Genomic DNA, 16,338 nt, shown 5'->3' on the forward strand with positions numbered 1-16,338 from the left:
CCTCGGTGGCTGTTCAACCCCTGCCACCTCATTCAACCCAAGAATCCATGATGAAACACCCCGAATGCGCGGTCAGCACTGTGCTGGCCGTGTCCTTGTTGGGCGGCGTCGCCACGACGGCCGCGGGAGCCGAATGGGCTCCGAAAGATCCGCCGATGATCACTCGCTGGGCCAAGGATGTCGATCCATCCAAGCCTCTTCCGGAGTATCCGAGGCCGCAGATGACACGCTCGTCGTGGCAGAACCTCAACGGGCTGTGGGATTACGCGATTCTCGAAAAGGGAGCTTCCGAGGCAACCGAGTGGGAGGGCGAAATCCTGGTTCCGTATCCGATCGAAAGTGCCTTGAGCGGCGTGAAAAAGGCTCTCCAGCCCGAGGAGACGCTGGTCTATCATCGGACTTTCACGGTGCCAACCGATTGGCGGGGCCAACGCATCGTTCTCCACTTCGGCGCGGTGGATTATCGCAGTGAAGTCCGGGTCAATGGTCAGTCGGTGGGTCGTCACCAAGGTGGCTACGATCCGATCGACTACGACATCACTGACTATTTGAAGGAAGGCGCTGAGCAAACCCTGGAGGTGCGGGTCACGGATCCGACCTGGACGGAAGGGCAACCGCGCGGGAAGCAAACGCTCTCGCCTGCGGGGATCATGTACACGCCGACCTCGGGGATTTGGCAAACGGTATGGATGGAACCTGTGGGCCAAGGAGGGATCGAAGATCTTACGATCATCCCAGACGTGAAGGGAAGTGCGGTGCAGGTGAAGACGGCGTTGTGGGGTGGTGCCTCAGGGGATGTGACGGTTCAGGTCGCGGGTGGAGGAAGCGTCACGGGGAAAGCCGGGGAGACGCTCACGGTTGCGGTGCCCAACCCGCAACTTTGGTCGCCCGAATCTCCTCATCTTTATGAGATGACCGTCGAGGTGTCCCGAGAGGGCAAGAAGGTTGATGAAGTGGGATCGTATTTCGGCATGCGCTCGATTGAAAAGGCGATGGTCGACGGGGTGCCGCGACTTCTTCTAAACGGGAAGCCGTACTTCATGTTCGGGCCTCTGGATCAGGGCTTTTGGCCCGATGGGAATTACACTGCGCCGACGGATGAAGCGCTGCGCTACGATCTGGAAGTGACCAAGCAACTGGGCTTCAATACGACCCGCAAGCACATCAAGGTGGAGCCGGCTCGGTGGTACTACCATGCAGACCAACTGGGCTTGTTGGTGTGGCAGGACATGCCGTCGGTGAATTCTTATGACACCCCCCCGGGAGGCCGCCCGAAGATTGATCGGGAAGCCTATGCGACTCAAATGGAGGCGATGATCGACCATCTCGAGAATCACCCCGCGATCGTGATGTGGATCGTGTTCAACGAAAGCCAAGGCAAGCATGATACACCGGAGTTGGTGGCCAAGGTTCGCGAGTGGGATCCTCATCGCTTGGTGAATGAGGACAGCGGATATCAGGATCACGGAGGTCCCCACCAAGGTGTGGGGGATTTGGATGATCTCCACCCGTATCCGGCACCGCGCGCTTTCAAGACGAAGCCGGGCCTGGCTTTTGCTTTGGGTGAGTATGGAGGCATTGGACTGAAGGTGGGGGACAACAATCCGTGGCAGGCGAAGGGCTGGGGTTACACCACCACCGCGAGCCCGCGGGAATTGGAAGATCTCTACGCCGAGTATGCCGGGCTGATTGGGAAGTTTCGTGATGAGAAGGGGCTCACGGCGGCGATCTACACGCAGATCACCGACGTGGAAATCGAGATCAACGGACTCATGACCTACGATCGGAAACTCAAGGTCGATCCGGAGTGGATTGCCAAAGCCAATCGCTTCGAATGGAGCGGACCTAAGTTCACGGAAGTCGTGCCGACTTCGCAGAAGGATAAGACGATCTACCGCTATGTCTTTGAGCAACCTTCCGATGATTGGATGCAGCCAGGTGCGGATGTGAGCGCTTGGAATGAAGGACCCGGTGGGTTCGGTACGGAGGACACCCCGGGAACAGGAGGGATCGGCACCGAGTGGAAGACCTCGGACATTTGGGTGCGGCGGACGTTTGAGCTGCCGGACTTGAGTGCGAAAGAGTTGGATCAACTCATGCTCGTTCTCCATCACGACGAAGAGGCCGAGGTCTATCTCAATGGCGTGCTGGCGGCGAAAGAGGTGGAATGGACGACGGGATATTCGCGTCTGCCACTCTCCGAGGAAGCCAGGGCGGCATTGAAGCCGGGTGGCAAGAATGAGGTCGCGATCCACTGCCACCAGAACACCGGGGGACAGTTCATCGATTTCGGGTTGGGGCTCCTCGATCCGAATCGTGGCGAGGACTGAATTTCCTTGGCTTGGATTTCACCCTCCGTTGGCTCTGCCAGCGGGGGGCTTTTTGTTGGGAGGTTCAGTCCCGGGGAATCTTTTCGATCTCCTGGATGATGCGGTGAGCCAACTGATGTTTGTCGTCTTCAGGGAGGCTTTCGATCCGGTCGGGAAAGACGAGAAGCACCGCATTGCGGTCGGAATCAAAGCCGATCCCTGGTTGGGATACGTCATTGGCGACGACCAGATCACAGCCCTTCTTCTCGAGTTTTGTGCGGGCGTGGGCGGCCAGATGTTCCGTTTCGGCGGCAAATCCGACGAGGGTTCCGGTGAAACCAAAATGGCTACGACAGGATCCGAGGATATCGGGATTGCGTACCAACTCGAGAGTCAGGGTCTCGCCGGATTTCTTGATTTTCTGTTCGGCAGCAGTGGCTGGACGGTAGTCGGCGACGGCGGCAGCGAAGATGGCAGCGTCCATGCGGGAGAGGCTATCCTGGACGGCTTCGAACATTTCAGCGGCGGTTTCGACGGGGATGAAATCGACGCCATCCGGGACATCGAGATCGGTGGGGCCTGAGATCAACAGGACCTGGTGGCCGTCGTGGGCCGCGGCATGGGCCAAGGCGTAGCCCATTTTTCCGGACGAGCGATTGGTGAGGTAGCGGACGGGGTCGAGGGGCTCTCGAGTGGGGCCGGCGGTGATGAGGATTTTCACAGTTCAGTCCTTGGAAGTGGCCGATGCGCGGAGGCGATCGTAGTCGGCCTTGGCGGCATGACGCTGTTCGTCGGAGATGCGTTGATCGATTTCTTTGAAAAGCGGGGTGGCGGCTTCATCGCCGCGGTCGACGGCAAACTGGGCCAAAGTCCAAGCCCGGGCGAGGTCGAGGGGGACGCCGAGACCCAGGGCGTGGAGCCGGGCGAGGCCGGTAGTGGCTTGCGCATGACCTTGGCCGGCGGCTTGGGTGTAGAGTTGGGCCGCTTTTTCGAGGTTCTTATCGACCCCTACTCCGCGTTCGAAAAGGGCTGCGAGGTTGTTCTGGGCGGACGCCAATCCTGCGTCGGCGGCCCGGGTGAGCCAGGCGGCTGCAGCGAGGGGATCGGGTGAGCCGAGGGCTTCGGAAAGGTAGAGGAGGCCGAGTTCGTTTTGGGCCAGTGGGAGGTTGGCTTTGGATGCGGCGAGAAGATGGCGGTAGATGGCGAGTTGATCCGGCTTTTCCGTGGCTCCCAAGCGCCCGGCAAGTTCGAGGTGAGCCGTGGGATTGCCGGCTTCTGCTGCCTTCTTGAGCCAGGTCATGCCTTCGGTTTCGTTGGGGGCTATCCCCTGTCCGGTGAGGAGGAGCCGGGCAAGTGCGACCATGCTATCGGGCTGCCCAGCCTCCGCGCCGGTGCGGTAGTGCGAGGCGGCGGTCGCCGCGTCGTGAAGCTGTTTTTCCTGGTATTCGCCCAGCACGTAGTGGCCAAAGGTTTGGCCTTGATCGATGGCCTTTTGAACCCACTGGAGGCCCTCGGCCCGGACTTTTTCGTCGGGCGATCCTAGGAGCCGGGAACCGAGTGGGAGGAAGGCGGCGGCATTGCCTTTTTCGGCAGCAGCGCGGATAAACGTGAGAGCTGTGTCGGGGTTGACCTTATCAGGAAATCCGAATTCCCCGGAGTAGAGGCGGGCGAGCAGGAGATCGGCGGGAGCGTCGCCGCTTTCGGCTGAGCGGGTCCACCACTCGACCGTTTTGGCGAAGTCGGGTTGGCCCCCGATGGAGCCTCGCAGGTAGGCTTCCCCGAGGATTCGACCTGCGGTGCCAGGGTCTTCCTTGGCGGCGGACTCCAGCTCAGAAAGCCCCGCCTGGCGTTCCGCTTCATCGGAGGAATTCAGGAGGATGAGGGCCCGCCGGTATCCCGATTCGTGGTGGCCGGCTTGGGCCGCCCGCGCGTAGAAGGCGAGAGCGTCCGCCCGCGAGACGGGTAGCCCCTGACCCGTCTCTGAAGCAAAGCCAAGGATGAACAGGGCATCTGGATTCTCCTGTTCAGCGAGCTTGCGAGCCGAGGCAATGGCGGCCTCGTGATTGCCATTGCGAAAATCGGCAATGGCCTGAGTGACCGGGTTGTCGGTGGCGGCTTCTTCGGTGGCTGGGGTTTCGGCGGCCAATGCGGCTGCCGAGGCCAAGGCGAAAGCGAGAGAAAGTGCCGTTCTGGGGGTCATCTCGGCATGATGGAGCGCGACCCGGGCCTGCCAAGCGGAAATCGGGAGGCCCAGAGGCGCACCACGTCATCCCGTCGTGCGAAGTCCCGAGGAGATGGCGTTGATCGAAAGAAGAAGTTTCGGGAACATGGCCTCCGCTTCGGAGTCTCTTTCCGCAGCCACCAATTCGCGCCATTGGGCGAGGAGCTCGACTTGCTGGCGGTGAAGAACCCGTAGAGGGGCCTCCCGGATATCGAGGGTTTTGGTCATGCGCGGGCGGCGGGCACGCATGTCGCCATCGAAGAGATCGGCCAGCAAGGTGCGGGTGCGCTCGAATTCGGCGACGATGATGGCCATGAAGCGTTCCCGCAATTCCTCGTCCGCAACCAGGTCGGCATACGAGCGCATCAGGTCGAGATTGGCGGAGGCGAGGTTGGTTTCAACGTTGGTGAGGGTGTAGCTGAGGAATGCCGAGTGGGGCAGCGCCGCTTTGAGGGCGGCGAATTGGCCAGGATCGGAGGTCTTCAATTCTTCCAGAGCGCTGCCGACACCAAACCATCCGGGCAGATAGAAGCGTGCCTGAGTCCATGAGAAGACCCATGGGATGGCGCGAAGGTCGGCAATGGAGTGGCCCTTCTTGCCGGTTCTGCGAGCCGGTCGGGAACCGATCCGGGAGTTCTCAAGGGCATCGATCGGAGTGGCCTGGCGATAGAAATCGATGAAACCCGGGGAGTGCAGGAGTTGCTGATAGGCGTGTTGGCTGGCGGAGGAAAGTGCCGGCACGAAGGGATCGGCCGGATCCGGAGCTGGTGCTGCCTGGCGGTGATGAGCGGTGGTGATCGCGGTGCCAGCGAGCAGCAGTTCGAGGTTGTAGGTGGCGTTGGCGAGGTTCGCGTATTTCTGGGCGATGGTTTCGCCTTGCTCGGTCATGCGGAAGCTTCCGGTGAGGGATCCGTGAGGCAGAGCTGCCATGAACCAATGGGTCGGGCCTGCGCCGCGCGAGATGGTGCCGCCCCGACCATGGAAAAAGCGCAGTCGGATGCCGTGATTCACGGCGGTGGAGGTGAGGGCTTCTTGCGCCCGGTGGAGAGACCAAGCTGCGGTGAGAATCCCACAGTCCTTGTTGGAATCGGAGTAGCCGAGCATCACTTGCTGGGTGGAGGCACCCCGGCGTTTCACAAAATCGTGCGAAAGATACGCATCGAGGATTCCGGGCGCCCGCTCAAGGTCGTCCATGGTTTCAAAGAGCGGAACGACTTCCAAGGGGCAGATCGGACCGTCCGCGGTGGATTCCATCAAGCCCGCCTCACGAGCCAACAGGAATACGCCGAGAAGATCGGAGAGCTGGCGGGTCATGGAAACGATGAGGGCCCCGAGACCTTGCTTGCCATGAAGGGCGATTTCATCTCCCAACACCCGGTAGGCATCGAGAACGAGGTCGGCTTGTTCGCCCGCACTGGCGGTGTCATGCAGGAATGGCCGGGGAGACTTCAGCTCGGACTCAAGCAGGGCGAGGCGCTCTTCTTCGGGCCATTTGGCGTAGTTTTCACCATCGGCCACTCCGGCAGCAGTGAGAAGCTGGGCGATGGCTTGGTCGTGGAACTCGGAGTTCTGACGAACATCGAGGGTGGCGAGATGGAAGCCGAAGATGTCGAGCTTTTGACGGAGCGGGCGGATGTACTGCTCGTCGATATGGGTGCAGCCGGTGGTGGAGATCGATTCTCCGAGGAGCCGTAGGTCCTCGCCAAAGGCTTCGGGACCGGCATATCCGGGCAGGCCTTCGATCTGGCGCTCGAGGCGCGCCGCCATCAGTGCAGCGAGGTGGCGCCAGGGTTCTTCATGGAAGCGGTTGTGAAGGGCCGTTGAGACGGATTCGTCGCCGAGGGTGAACGTCAGTTCGTCAATCCGTGTCTCAAGCTCATCGGGAACTTCATTGAGCTGCCGGGAGAGGGTGAGCTGAGTGCCGAGGGTGAGGAGTTCTCGGTGCAGGAGTTGGAGAGCCGCCTTGCGAAGCATGCCGAGCGTTTCTCGGGAAACCTCAGGCGTGACCAAGGGGTGGCCATCGCGGTCGCCACCAATCCAGGTGCCGAAGGAAAGCCGGGGGACATTTTCGGCCGCACGGAGGGTTTCCATGGGGAATCCGGCATCTCGCCATGCCTCAGTGAAGTGAAGATCGAGGCGGTTGAGGGCGTGAGGAAATAGGTCGCGGAGGTAGTGGATCGCGTCGCGCAATTCGCGGAAAAGATCCGGGCGGACGAGGTGGATTTCCCCGGTTCGCCAGAGAGTTTCCAGCGCGGTCACCATCCGGGCGCGGATGCGGCGTTGCTCGCGCTCGGTGTATTTCGGGTATTCGGAGCGCACCAGTTCGTCATAGAGGGCGCGGTGGCGTTCGCGGACCGACGAGCGTTTGGCCTCGGTCGGGTGGGCTGTGAGGACGGGCTGGACGTCGACGTCCCGCAGCACTTCGATGATTTCCTGAGGAGCAAGGCCCATGGCGCTCATGTCCTTCAGGGCGCGTGGCCAAAGACCACGGATCGAATCGGCGCCGAGAGTTTTTTCGCGTTCGCGGCGAATGCCGGCGGCGACGCGCTCCTCGACCATGTTGAGCAGCTGGAAGCCGATCGAGTAAAGTTGTTGGGTGCCTTCCGGCGGATGGTCCTCTGGCACAGTGCCGGACCAAGGTAGATAGGGTAGAAGCGCATCTTCCCCGAGGGATTTCAGCGCTTCCCCCAAACAATCGATGAGGGTCGCGAGGGTTTCGTCAATTTGTTCGAAACCCTCGCGGCGGAGTTGATCACGGGTGGAGCTGGACTCAGTCATCGGCGGCGCGAGTTAAGCAGGGATCGCGCCGGGATCGAAAGCCCCCATTCGGAAAATCTCCGCTATCGATTAATCCTTCGGTTTTTCCAAATAAAGACCGATGTCAATGAACTGTCCGCCCGTGGTTTGGTGGCAGTGAACGGCAAGGATGTTGGTGCCCGCCTTGAGCACGCCAGAATCCTCAATGGCCAGCGTGGTGTAGCCAGAGACATGGCCCTTGAGATCGGCGATCTTCTTTCCATTGAGGAAAACTTGGGCGTTTTCATCGTGGAAAATGTCCATGACCAGGTCGGCCCCAGCAGTGGGCTCGGCCTCGAAAGTCTTGCGGAGCCAAATATCCGAAGACTTCCATTCCGATTTCACCGGCGCATTGGGGGTCTCCTTGGAGCCAAAACCGCCATCGGAAGTTCCCCAGGAATCGTCGTTGAAGCGGGCACGACGCCAGCCTTGGGCGGGACGTTGCTCCGTGAACTTCCAGGCAGTGGAGGCCTCCGCCGCACTGGGAATCAGAGCGGTGCGCTCCACCACATCAGGGGTGTTCAGCAGCATGTCGGAAAGCTTGCGGAGCCAAGCCGTCTCGACCTTGTGCTGACGGTCGTAGGTCAGGAGACCGTTGATTTCTCCTTCGACGTCGGTGGTTTGGGTGTAGACGCCCGCCGCGACCCCTTGCTTGCGGAGTTGAGCCAACCTCACGATCGATTCGCGGTAGCGGCTCTTCCATTCGTCGATGTCTTTGGGCAGACCGCCGTAACCCCAGTTGTTGGCATCGGGATTCCAAAGGTGGTCTTTGACCGGGAATCCGTGGCCTCCGAATTCGCCAACGACCTTGATGTAGTCATTGAGGCGCTTTTGATCGAAGGGATAGCCGGGATGGGGATAGCGGTGTTCGTCGGCAATGTCGCCCACTTCCCAGAAGTTGCCGCCGGAGGCGATGTTGATCAGGCGGGTTTTGTCGTAGTCGATGGCCATTTTTCCCATCTCGACCGTGTCATGTTGGCCCCAGGCTTCGTTGAAGGGCGTCCAGACGACAATGCTCGGGTGATCGCGCAGGTGATCGACCATGCGCTTGTATTCTACCACCCATTGTTCGGCGTGTTCGGCCGGCCAGGAGGCGTCTTCCGGGTTCGCGTCGAAGCGGGTCCAGCGTGGGCTGGGACCTCCACTCACCTGGTCCTGCCACAGCATCATGCCGAGGCGATCACAGTGCATGTAGTAGCGACGGGGTTCCACCTTGATGTGCTTGCGGATCATGTTGAACCCGGCGTCGTGGAGGAACTCGATGTCAGAGACCATCGCTTCATCGGATGGCGGGGTGAGCAAGCCATCGGGCCACCATCCCTGATCGAGGGGGCCCCAGTGGTAAATGATTTGGTCGTTCAGGGTGAAACGCCAGTGGCCATGGGTATCCTGGATTTTGCCCACCTTGCGGAGGGCGGTGTAGGATTTGGCCGTGTCGACCACCTTGCCTTCGCCATCAAGCAGTTCGACTTTGAGGTCGTAGATGGAGGGACTCTTCGGAGACCACAATTTGGCTCCAGGAATGGTAAGGGTCAGGTCGCTGCTTCCTTCAGCCGTGGCCACTTCCTTGCCCCCATCGAGGGCGGTAACGCGCAGCTTTTCGCCTTGAAGGGCGGGGCCGCTGAGTTTCGGAGTCACCGTGATGCTGCCTTTGGAAATATCGCAGGAGAAATCAAGATCCGCCAGCGAGCGGGCAGGCACGTTCTCCAGCCAGACCGTTTGCCAAATGCCAGAAACCCGGGTGTAGAAAATGCCCTCGGCTTTGCGGCGTTGCTTGCCATTGAGTTGGTATTCTTCCGTGGCGTCATAGCAGCGAACGACCAGCTCATTGCCATCGGCCTTGAGCGCATCGGTGATGTCGAAATCGAAGGGCGTGTTGCCGCCGCGATGTTGTCCGATTTCTTGGCCGTTGACCCAGACCGTGGTGTCGTAGTCGACCGCTTCAAAGTGAAGCAGGGAACGTTTCCCGGCAGCGGGTGCTGGCATTGAACGGCGGTACCAAAGGGCCTGATCGGCTTCGATGATGCGACCCACTCCGGAAAGGGCGGCTTCTGGGGCGAAGGGGACCAGAATCTGGCCGTCCCACTCGCCCGGTTGGGTGGCTTCTTTGCTGGCGACCTGGTAGTCCCAGAGACCATTGAGGTTGGTCCAGGCATCGCGCTCCAGAAGGGGACGGGGATATTCGTCCCAGACATGGCTGGGATCGAGCTTCTTGGCCCAGTCAGTCATGATGCGGCCTTCGACCGGCTTCCAGTCCGCCTGCGCTGGCAGGCATAGCGTCGCACCGAGGCACGCCAAGAGGAGTTGGTTTGTTTTCATTCGGGTTGATGGAGGGGTTGGCATTTCCGCCCGTTGGTGGATCCAACGGTCTTGGGTTGAAGTTTCGCGGAAGCTCCGGCTGTTACTCAACCGGGGGAGGCGATCCATCAAGTGGTTCTGTCATTTCGCGCCCAAAACTCCGGGCACGCCGGGACTCAGGCTTCCCGCTTGACCCACTGCCAGCGCAGTGATTCGTTCCGCGCGTCATGCTCCGCCAGGTTCTCAAGTCGAAGCTTTATCGTGCAGTGGCCACCGATGCGATCGTGGACTACGAAGGTAGCATCGAAATTCCGCGCGACCTCATGGAGGCCGCCGATTTGTGGGAGGGCGAGAAAGTCCTCGTCGCTTCCATTGATACCACGGCTCGGCTGGAGACCTACGTGCTGGCCGGTGAACCAGGCACCGGCAAAATTCTCGTCAACGGTGGCGCGGCCAACCGCATCAAAAAGGGCGAACGGCTGACGATCATGGCTTTTGCTCTTACCGATCAACCGATCCAGGCGACGAAGTTGGTATTGGACGAGACGAACACGATCATCCGGTCCGGCAAGTGATCTCCCTTTCCTGAGAGATGCACGACGCAGCCCGGACTGGCCATGTCCGGGAGCTATGGTAGGGAGATGGGTCTTGTCTGATTTTCCCTCACCTCCCTTTTGCCCGCGGATCGCACTCCTGACTTGGGAGTTTCCTCCAAAGGTCACGGGTGGCCTGGGAACCGCCTGCGCTGGGATCGCTCGTGCGCTGGATCGTCAGACTTCCGTTCAGGTGATCCTTCCTAAGGAGGAGGTGCCCGATCCTTATCAGTGCACCAGCGAGGATTTGGCAGACGATGCGTATGCCCGCCAGGTCCTCATGGAAGCCGCCACGGCCGATTTGATCCATGCTCATGATTGGATGACCTTCCCCGCGGCGATGGCCTGGTCACGGAAGAGCGGTCGCCCTTGGATGGCCCACCTGCATTCTTTGGAATGGGACCGTTCTGGAGCCTGCGCCGTTCCTGAAATTGAAGCCGTGGAAGCCGCTGGTCTCAGGTCCGCGCATGCGGTGATCACCGTCAGCCATCGAACGGCGGAGCGAGCCACCGAGCGCTACGATCTCGATCCAGAGAAAGTGCATGTGGTGCACAACGGAATCGAACCGGTGGATCCTTGGAGACGTCGCACCCGGCGGCCGCGGGTGTTGTTTGTGGGGCGGCTGACCTGGCAAAAAGCTCCGGACGATTTCGTAAAAATCGCGGCCGAGATCGCCGCTCGGGAGCCCCGCGCCTGCTTTTCCCTCGTGGGAAAAGGCGAAATGGAAGGGGAACTGCGCCGCGAGATTGCCCGGCTCGGGATGTCGGATGCCATCGATATGCCCGGCTTTCTGCGCCCGGATGCTCTGCAGCGGCTTCTGGCGGAAAGTCAGGTGCTTTGTCTTCCCTCGCGTGAAGAACCCTTTGGCTTGGTGGCTCTCGAAGCCGCCTTGTTCGGGGTTCCCTCGGTGATCTCAACCCATGCAGGGGTGGGTGAAGTGCTGCCCTCCGCGCGTTGGGTGGAAGCCGGAGATATTGATGGCTTTGCCGGAAGAATTTGGGGGCTTCTTGCGGATGGCCCCTGGCGGGAAGAGTTGGGGGAGCGGGCTCGCCTCCAGGCCCGCTGGGCGACTTGGGACCGGACAGCTGAGGGAATTCTTTCGGTCGCACGCCGCGTCCTGGAATCGAATGGAGGGTGAGTGTCGCCTGGATTTGCTCGGGCTTCGTCGAGCGAATTGGGCACGTGGACAGCGACGAGGTCGTGGGCACGCAGCGAGCGGGCGAGCGGGCGAGCTTGGCGGCGTCGCGCTTGTCGGTTTTGACCCGGTCGCCCGAGCGTTTCGGGATGAGCGAGGGCGCGATGACCTCGCAACGCACGCCCATCTGCAGGAGCCGGCGGGCGATCCAGAAACCGCAGCCGCTGGCCTCGTAGCAGACGTGGATGTCGGCGAGCTGGCGACCTTGTTGTTTGGCGATGCGGCGCATGGCGCGCTCCAGCGCGTGCTGCGAGGTGGTGACCGATCCCTACGCACGTGGCTCCGCGTCGCGGGCCCCCTCCAGGATGGCGATGACAGTTTGCTCTTTATGGACATCAAGTCCGAGGTAGAGTGCGCGGGTCGTGGCTGAGTTCGTTTTCATTCGTTGCAATCGATTGATGTTGGACAGGTCCCGTTCATACGGGATAGCCCACGGATTGAACCAGGCACGACACCACTTTCTCAACCCTCAACCCACTCCATCGGTGCCCGACTGCTTCAAGTCGCAGCCATAGGGTCTGGATAAGAAATACGTGAAGAGACGACGCGGCATAATCCTAGGGCTTGTGATGGTGGTTATCGTCGCGGGAATCATAGTGGGGTATTGGCGGGCGATATACCCCTACGGGCAAAGTCATTGTTGTATCCTTGGTGTGATGTCTGCACTGGAGGAATATGCAGAGGAAAATGGAGGAAAGTATCCTGCCGGAAGAGAGTCCCCAGAGGCGGATCTCAGCCTCCTTTTCAAATCACAGCTTGTCGACGCCAACACGCTTCGAGGAATGACGGTTCCCGAGAAGTTGGTTCAGCAGATCCTTGGCAGAGGTGACTTCTTGGGGCCCGAATCTTGCGGTTGGCAATACGTTTCGGGGTTGACCTTTGCCGATGATCCTAATCTGGCTCTACTTTGGTGCAAAGAGGCCCTAAATCACAATGGGAGGCGAAGCAAGGATGGTGGGCGGGAGGTCGTATTCGTTGGCGGAGGCAGGAGATGGATCTCGGGGGACAGTTGGCCGGCATTTATTAAAGAACAAGAGGATCTAGTGAGGCATCGAAGCAGAAGAGAGATTGATGGCGAGCCTCTGGTGACCGGACTTGTTGAGCTTCCTGACGGTAGTCGCATGGATCATGTTGATGCTTCTTACACAATGACTGAGGAATCCAAGGGGCCTGATTCATCGGGAAGTGGTCGTTCATCCGGATCAGGCATTTCAAGCTCACAGCTCATCTGGTATCGCGCTCCTCTTCTCAATGGGCAGGTAACACGCACACTATCCTTTTCGAACCTGGTTTCGAACCCTGTCACGGTTACGTTTGAAAATGGCTTGCCAGACATTACCAAAGTAGTTTTCAAGATGCGGCCTAAACAAGAAATGCGCGGCTTCAAGAGTGAAGTGCAACACTAGCGGTCTATAGGAACAGTTCGTTTGGTGTGCTATGACGTTGTGCTGAACTTTGGAGCACGGTGTTCGGGGGTGGATGATCGTGATGGCGGATGGATCGGGGCAGGTCTGAAGCGGCATCGCGTTCGGGCACTCGACCGGTGCTGGCCGAGATGGCGCGGAGCTTCACCGGCGGACCGCTGACTGGGCGGATAGATTTCTCAGGCACGTCGCTTTGCGGCAGCGCAGTTCGGGGGGGTGTCGGACTAGCTGTGGGCAGCCAGTCTCTCCACGACCCTGGCCACGCGGCACGGCGGTTTTGGGAACGTTGCGGAGCGGACCGGCAAGGCGACCAACGGCAAAGCACAACAAGGCGAATCAGGGCGACCCCTCACCGCGGCCTTGTCGGAAATCCGAGTTGGTGGTTCCATGCGGCAACGAGGACAGCGCCTCCGCTATGAGGGTCGGGTCGCCTGTTCTATGATGTTCGACAGAAAATCCATGAAGACTATCGCTACAATCCTCGTCCTGGCCTCTGGAATGCTCATGCCAATTCTGGCTGAACAGACAACAATCCGAATCGACGCAAGATACGAGGGCGTTGACGTGAAGTGGCTATCTGATCTCTCTCCGAACACACGGGAGGTAATCAAAGCGACAGGCGGGACCCTTCGATTGCCAGCGGTGACAGCGAAGGCTGGAGAGACCGCTACCATCGAGGTGATTCAGGAGTTTCATACAGGGACACCGACTCCCAAAGAGTCCGTGGTGCCTTGTGGTGTCGTCGTCGATTGGTCCCCAGAACCGGTCGGCGGAGCGATCCGGATTTCTGGGAAGAACCTCCTGCGGCGTACCACGAACAAGAATGCCGATGGCGTAGCGACCCGCTTCGAGACTCAAGAAGCCTGGATCAACCTCAATCTTGAGGACGGAGCCACCAAGCTGGTTGAGCTCGAGGACGGAGGGAAGATGTTCATTACTGCGACCTTAGTGGATTCCTCCGGCCGCCCCGTCAAAAAATGAAGAAGTCGAACAAGGCGTCGCACCACAATCCGCTACCCGATCCGAGTCGGATTTTGGCTGGTCACTACAATCCTCACCCTGAGTCGAAGCCTCGCCTCCGGTAGCGGATGTGTGGACTCTGACGTTCTACCAAAAAAATGCGCTATGCCTTCGTAGCAGCTCTTTCAGCCTTTATTTGCAGCCTATTCTTGATGGCGTGGAGCTACGATCAGAGCCTCTTTTGGAATATAACTAGAGCGCCTCACGAGAACGGTCGCGACTCAGTCTTCTTCGCTCAGTCTGTGCTCGGGTATCTGAAGGTCGGATGGTATAAAATTGATAGGGATTCGAAGGCACCTCTGATGCTCGTCATCGATGATATCCAAGAAGGCCATGAGAGCTTCCGCTTTGGAAGGGAGATCCAGGAACACGGAATCGGTGGTGCGATTTTCCGCATGGATGACTCTCACATCGATTCGCGCTTCCTCTCAATTCACCACGCGGCGATTCTCCTGCTTCTGTTCCTCTCCACTGTGATCTTGCGGATGAAGCTTCGCGGCAGCGGTCGAGCAGCACCTCTCCAACCAAAATAGGCAGAACGAGACCGTCGGAAAACCCCTGTTGAGCCCGTCGTACCGTTGCCTTTGGATGGTGCCGAGTGATGGACGTCGTTTTCGATTTTCGGGCGGGCGTTTCCCTTGCGGGGTCGTGGTGCCTCGTGATGGGCTCCTGTGACGCCCTGCCGGGGCCACGGATGCCGCGGGGCATGCCGGCCTCACTCCGTGGCGGGCTCGCCGGTGCCGTATTCCGGCCGGTAGAGGGCGATCTTGCCGATGTTGTGCATGATGCTCCAGAGGTTCCAGATGACTCCCACCTTTTGCCGTCCGCGGTAGTGGATGCGGTTGAGACCTTTGGCGTGCCGCAGGTTGGCGAAGATCGGTTCGATGGTGCCCATGCGGTAGCTGTAGCGGTGCCTGCCTTCGGGGGTGTCGACCTTGTCCCGCATGGCCTTGCAATGGGGGCGTGCGGGCTCGATGCGGACGCTCAAAGTACGACGTTTTCCGTTTATACTCACGCAGCGTGAGCGGAACTCGCAGATGCTGCAGAAGTCACTTTCGATCTCGTACTTGTGGAAGGCTCCTTTGCCGCTGGTGGAGGTGCTGGTGCCGGGCTTGCGACGGAGGATCTGGCCCTTGGGGCAGCGGTAGGTGTCGGCTTCCTCGTCCCGGGTGAAGTCGGCGGCGGCGAAGCGGCCGCTGTCCTTGGGGCGGACTTTGCGGAGGTGCCGGTCGCGGCCGTCGTAGCGCTCGTCGCGGTCGCGGTGGTTGGGGTCGGGTATGACGGCGTCGAGCTGACGTGCGGCGCAGGCTTCGAGGTTGGGCTCGCTGTGGTAGTTGGCGTAGCGGGCCTCGATGAGGTGGTGGAGGGCGAACGCGAATGTGCCCGGTTTGATCTGTTCCTCGAGGTTGACGGGGACGATGAGTCCCTGGGCGTAGTCGTAGGGTTTGAAGCGTGCCATGGCTCGCGTCCCGAGGAAGCAGCGGGCGGAAATCGGGCTGGAACAGGGAGGGGTTTTTCGACAGTTTCAACAAGCTGGCGCTGGACAGCCCGCTACCCGATCCGAGTCAGATTCGCAGGATGGTGATAAACCTTAACCAGATGTGGAGCGGCGCCCCCGGTAGCGGGTGGCAGGCCTCCGACGTTTGCTCGAAATGAATAAGGCCACGCAGTCGTTTCTTCTGCTCGCAGTCTTTATCCTGTGTGGCGCATGCTCCCAACGTTTCTACGGGACGCAGCGTTACATGAACCACGATCTGGGGGTGACACAGGCGGCTCGTGAACTCTCGAAGGGGAATTTTGTATTCGTCTCCATGCACGATGACGGGGCCCCCGTGAGCACTTATGCCGTGCTGGGTCGCAAGCCTCCAAAGGCTGTCAGATCAGATATCACTTTTGCGCAGTATCTCACCCAGAAATACGGGATTCGGTATCGGGTGTTGAAGGACACTTCCTACGAGTACCTCACGGGCTACAATTCAGTGATGACGGCTGCGTTGCGAGAGCGGTTCGGCGACGATTTTTACGAGCGTGCGAGGAAGGAATTCTACCCAGATGCGAAGGAGAGCGACTTCATCCGCGAACGAAGATAGCGAACAAGTCGGCGCTCCTAACACCTGCCCCGCAGCGAGTTCAATTTTCCATGGCCATTCCAACCTCAACCCACGGTCGAAGCCGCGCCCAAGGGCAGGTGTAGGAGGCCTTCGACGTTGCTATGGCTGCCTCTTTGTCAACGGGCAAAGCTCTACTGTTTTCATCGTAGGTGATGAGGTGCTGGCGTCCGGCTCAACGCGTCGGGGACCGGGATAAGACAGGGCGTTTTGATCCAGTGTGAATCAGCAGTTCGCCTACGGCTTTGTATGCTGCTATTCGTGGGCTGTCCCGCTTGTGCGGGACCTGTCCAACAGGTTCTTTGTTCATGTTTGTGGCTCCCTTGGTTCAGTCTAGCTACGGGTGCTCTCCCGGCGTGGCCGGGATCACCCAG

Annotated in this window: 13 protein-coding genes; 8 read left to right on the plus strand and 5 right to left on the minus strand. The window is 59.9% G+C overall.

Going from position 1 to position 16,338, the window contains the following annotated elements; translation table 11 throughout:
- Window positions 1–47: 47 nt before the first annotated feature.
- Window positions 48–2,330: a glycoside hydrolase family 2 protein gene (locus HNR46_RS17160; RefSeq protein ID WP_221285243.1), complete on the plus strand. Its 2,283-nt coding sequence runs from the start codon at window positions 48–50 to the stop codon at window positions 2,328–2,330.
- 64 nt (window positions 2,331–2,394) lie between these two features.
- Here HNR46_RS17160 and coaBC read toward each other — a convergent pair whose 3' ends face one another.
- From coaBC to HNR46_RS17180, 4 genes are all read right to left on the minus strand, one after another.
- The gene (gene coaBC / locus HNR46_RS17165; protein WP_184021034.1) at window positions 2,395–3,030 is read right to left on the minus strand and encodes a bifunctional phosphopantothenoylcysteine decarboxylase/phosphopantothenate--cysteine ligase CoaBC; all 636 of its coding nucleotides are present in this window, start codon (window positions 3,028–3,030) and stop codon (window positions 2,395–2,397) included.
- Window positions 3,031–3,033: 3 nt separating this feature from the next.
- The gene (locus HNR46_RS17170; RefSeq protein WP_184021036.1) at window positions 3,034–4,509 is read right to left on the minus strand and encodes a tetratricopeptide repeat protein; all 1,476 of its coding nucleotides are present in this window, start codon (window positions 4,507–4,509) and stop codon (window positions 3,034–3,036) included.
- Between the two features lie 66 nt (window positions 4,510–4,575).
- The gene (locus tag HNR46_RS17175; protein WP_184021038.1) at window positions 4,576–7,308 is read right to left on the minus strand and encodes a phosphoenolpyruvate carboxylase; all 2,733 of its coding nucleotides are present in this window, start codon (window positions 7,306–7,308) and stop codon (window positions 4,576–4,578) included.
- A gap of 69 nt (window positions 7,309–7,377) precedes the next feature.
- Entirely contained in the window at window positions 7,378–9,645 is a 2,268-nt protein-coding gene (locus HNR46_RS17180; protein WP_221285244.1) for a glycoside hydrolase family 2 protein, read from the minus strand.
- Window positions 9,646–9,851: 206 nt separating this feature from the next.
- Between HNR46_RS17180 and HNR46_RS17185 the strand changes: the two genes are divergently transcribed.
- From HNR46_RS17185 to HNR46_RS17210, 6 genes are all read left to right on the plus strand, one after another.
- Window positions 9,852–10,199 carry an aspartate 1-decarboxylase gene (locus HNR46_RS17185; protein ID WP_184021043.1) on the plus strand — a complete coding sequence of 116 codons (348 nt, stop codon included), beginning with the start codon at window positions 9,852–9,854 and terminating at the stop codon, window positions 10,197–10,199.
- Window positions 10,200–10,272: 73 nt separating this feature from the next.
- Window positions 10,273–11,355, plus strand: coding sequence for a glycosyltransferase family 4 protein (locus HNR46_RS17190; RefSeq protein ID WP_184021046.1), 1,083 nt, complete (start codon window positions 10,273–10,275; stop codon window positions 11,353–11,355).
- A complete protein-coding gene (locus tag HNR46_RS17195) occupies window positions 11,345–11,782 on the plus strand; it encodes a hypothetical protein (protein ID WP_184021049.1) in 438 nt (145 codons plus the stop codon). The genes HNR46_RS17190 and HNR46_RS17195 overlap by 11 nt, the downstream gene beginning before the upstream one ends.
- Before the next feature lie 286 nt (window positions 11,783–12,068).
- Complete coding sequence (locus HNR46_RS17200; RefSeq protein ID WP_184021052.1) at window positions 12,069–12,818, plus strand: hypothetical protein; 750 nt, start codon at window positions 12,069–12,071, stop codon at window positions 12,816–12,818.
- A gap of 660 nt (window positions 12,819–13,478) precedes the next feature.
- Complete coding sequence (locus HNR46_RS17205) at window positions 13,479–13,817, plus strand: hypothetical protein (protein ID WP_184021053.1); 339 nt, start codon at window positions 13,479–13,481, stop codon at window positions 13,815–13,817.
- Window positions 13,818–14,158: 341 nt separating this feature from the next.
- Window positions 14,159–14,389 (plus strand): hypothetical protein, encoded by a 231-nt coding sequence (locus HNR46_RS17210; RefSeq protein WP_184021056.1) that lies wholly within the window; start codon window positions 14,159–14,161, stop codon window positions 14,387–14,389.
- A gap of 182 nt (window positions 14,390–14,571) precedes the next feature.
- On the opposite strand, the gene HNR46_RS17215 is transcribed toward HNR46_RS17210, so the two are convergent.
- Window positions 14,572–15,315, minus strand: coding sequence for a transposase (locus tag HNR46_RS17215; RefSeq protein ID WP_184021059.1), 744 nt, complete (start codon window positions 15,313–15,315; stop codon window positions 14,572–14,574).
- Between the two features lie 193 nt (window positions 15,316–15,508).
- On the opposite strand from HNR46_RS17215, the gene HNR46_RS17220 reads away from it, so the two are divergent.
- Window positions 15,509–15,946 (plus strand): hypothetical protein, encoded by a 438-nt coding sequence (locus HNR46_RS17220; protein WP_184021062.1) that lies wholly within the window; start codon window positions 15,509–15,511, stop codon window positions 15,944–15,946.
- Window positions 15,947–16,338 lie beyond the last annotated feature (392 nt).

Origin of the sequence: Haloferula luteola, from assembly GCF_014201715.1 — a bacterium.
In the GTDB taxonomy this organism is placed as follows: domain Bacteria; phylum Verrucomicrobiota; class Verrucomicrobiia; order Verrucomicrobiales; family Akkermansiaceae; genus Haloferula; species Haloferula luteola.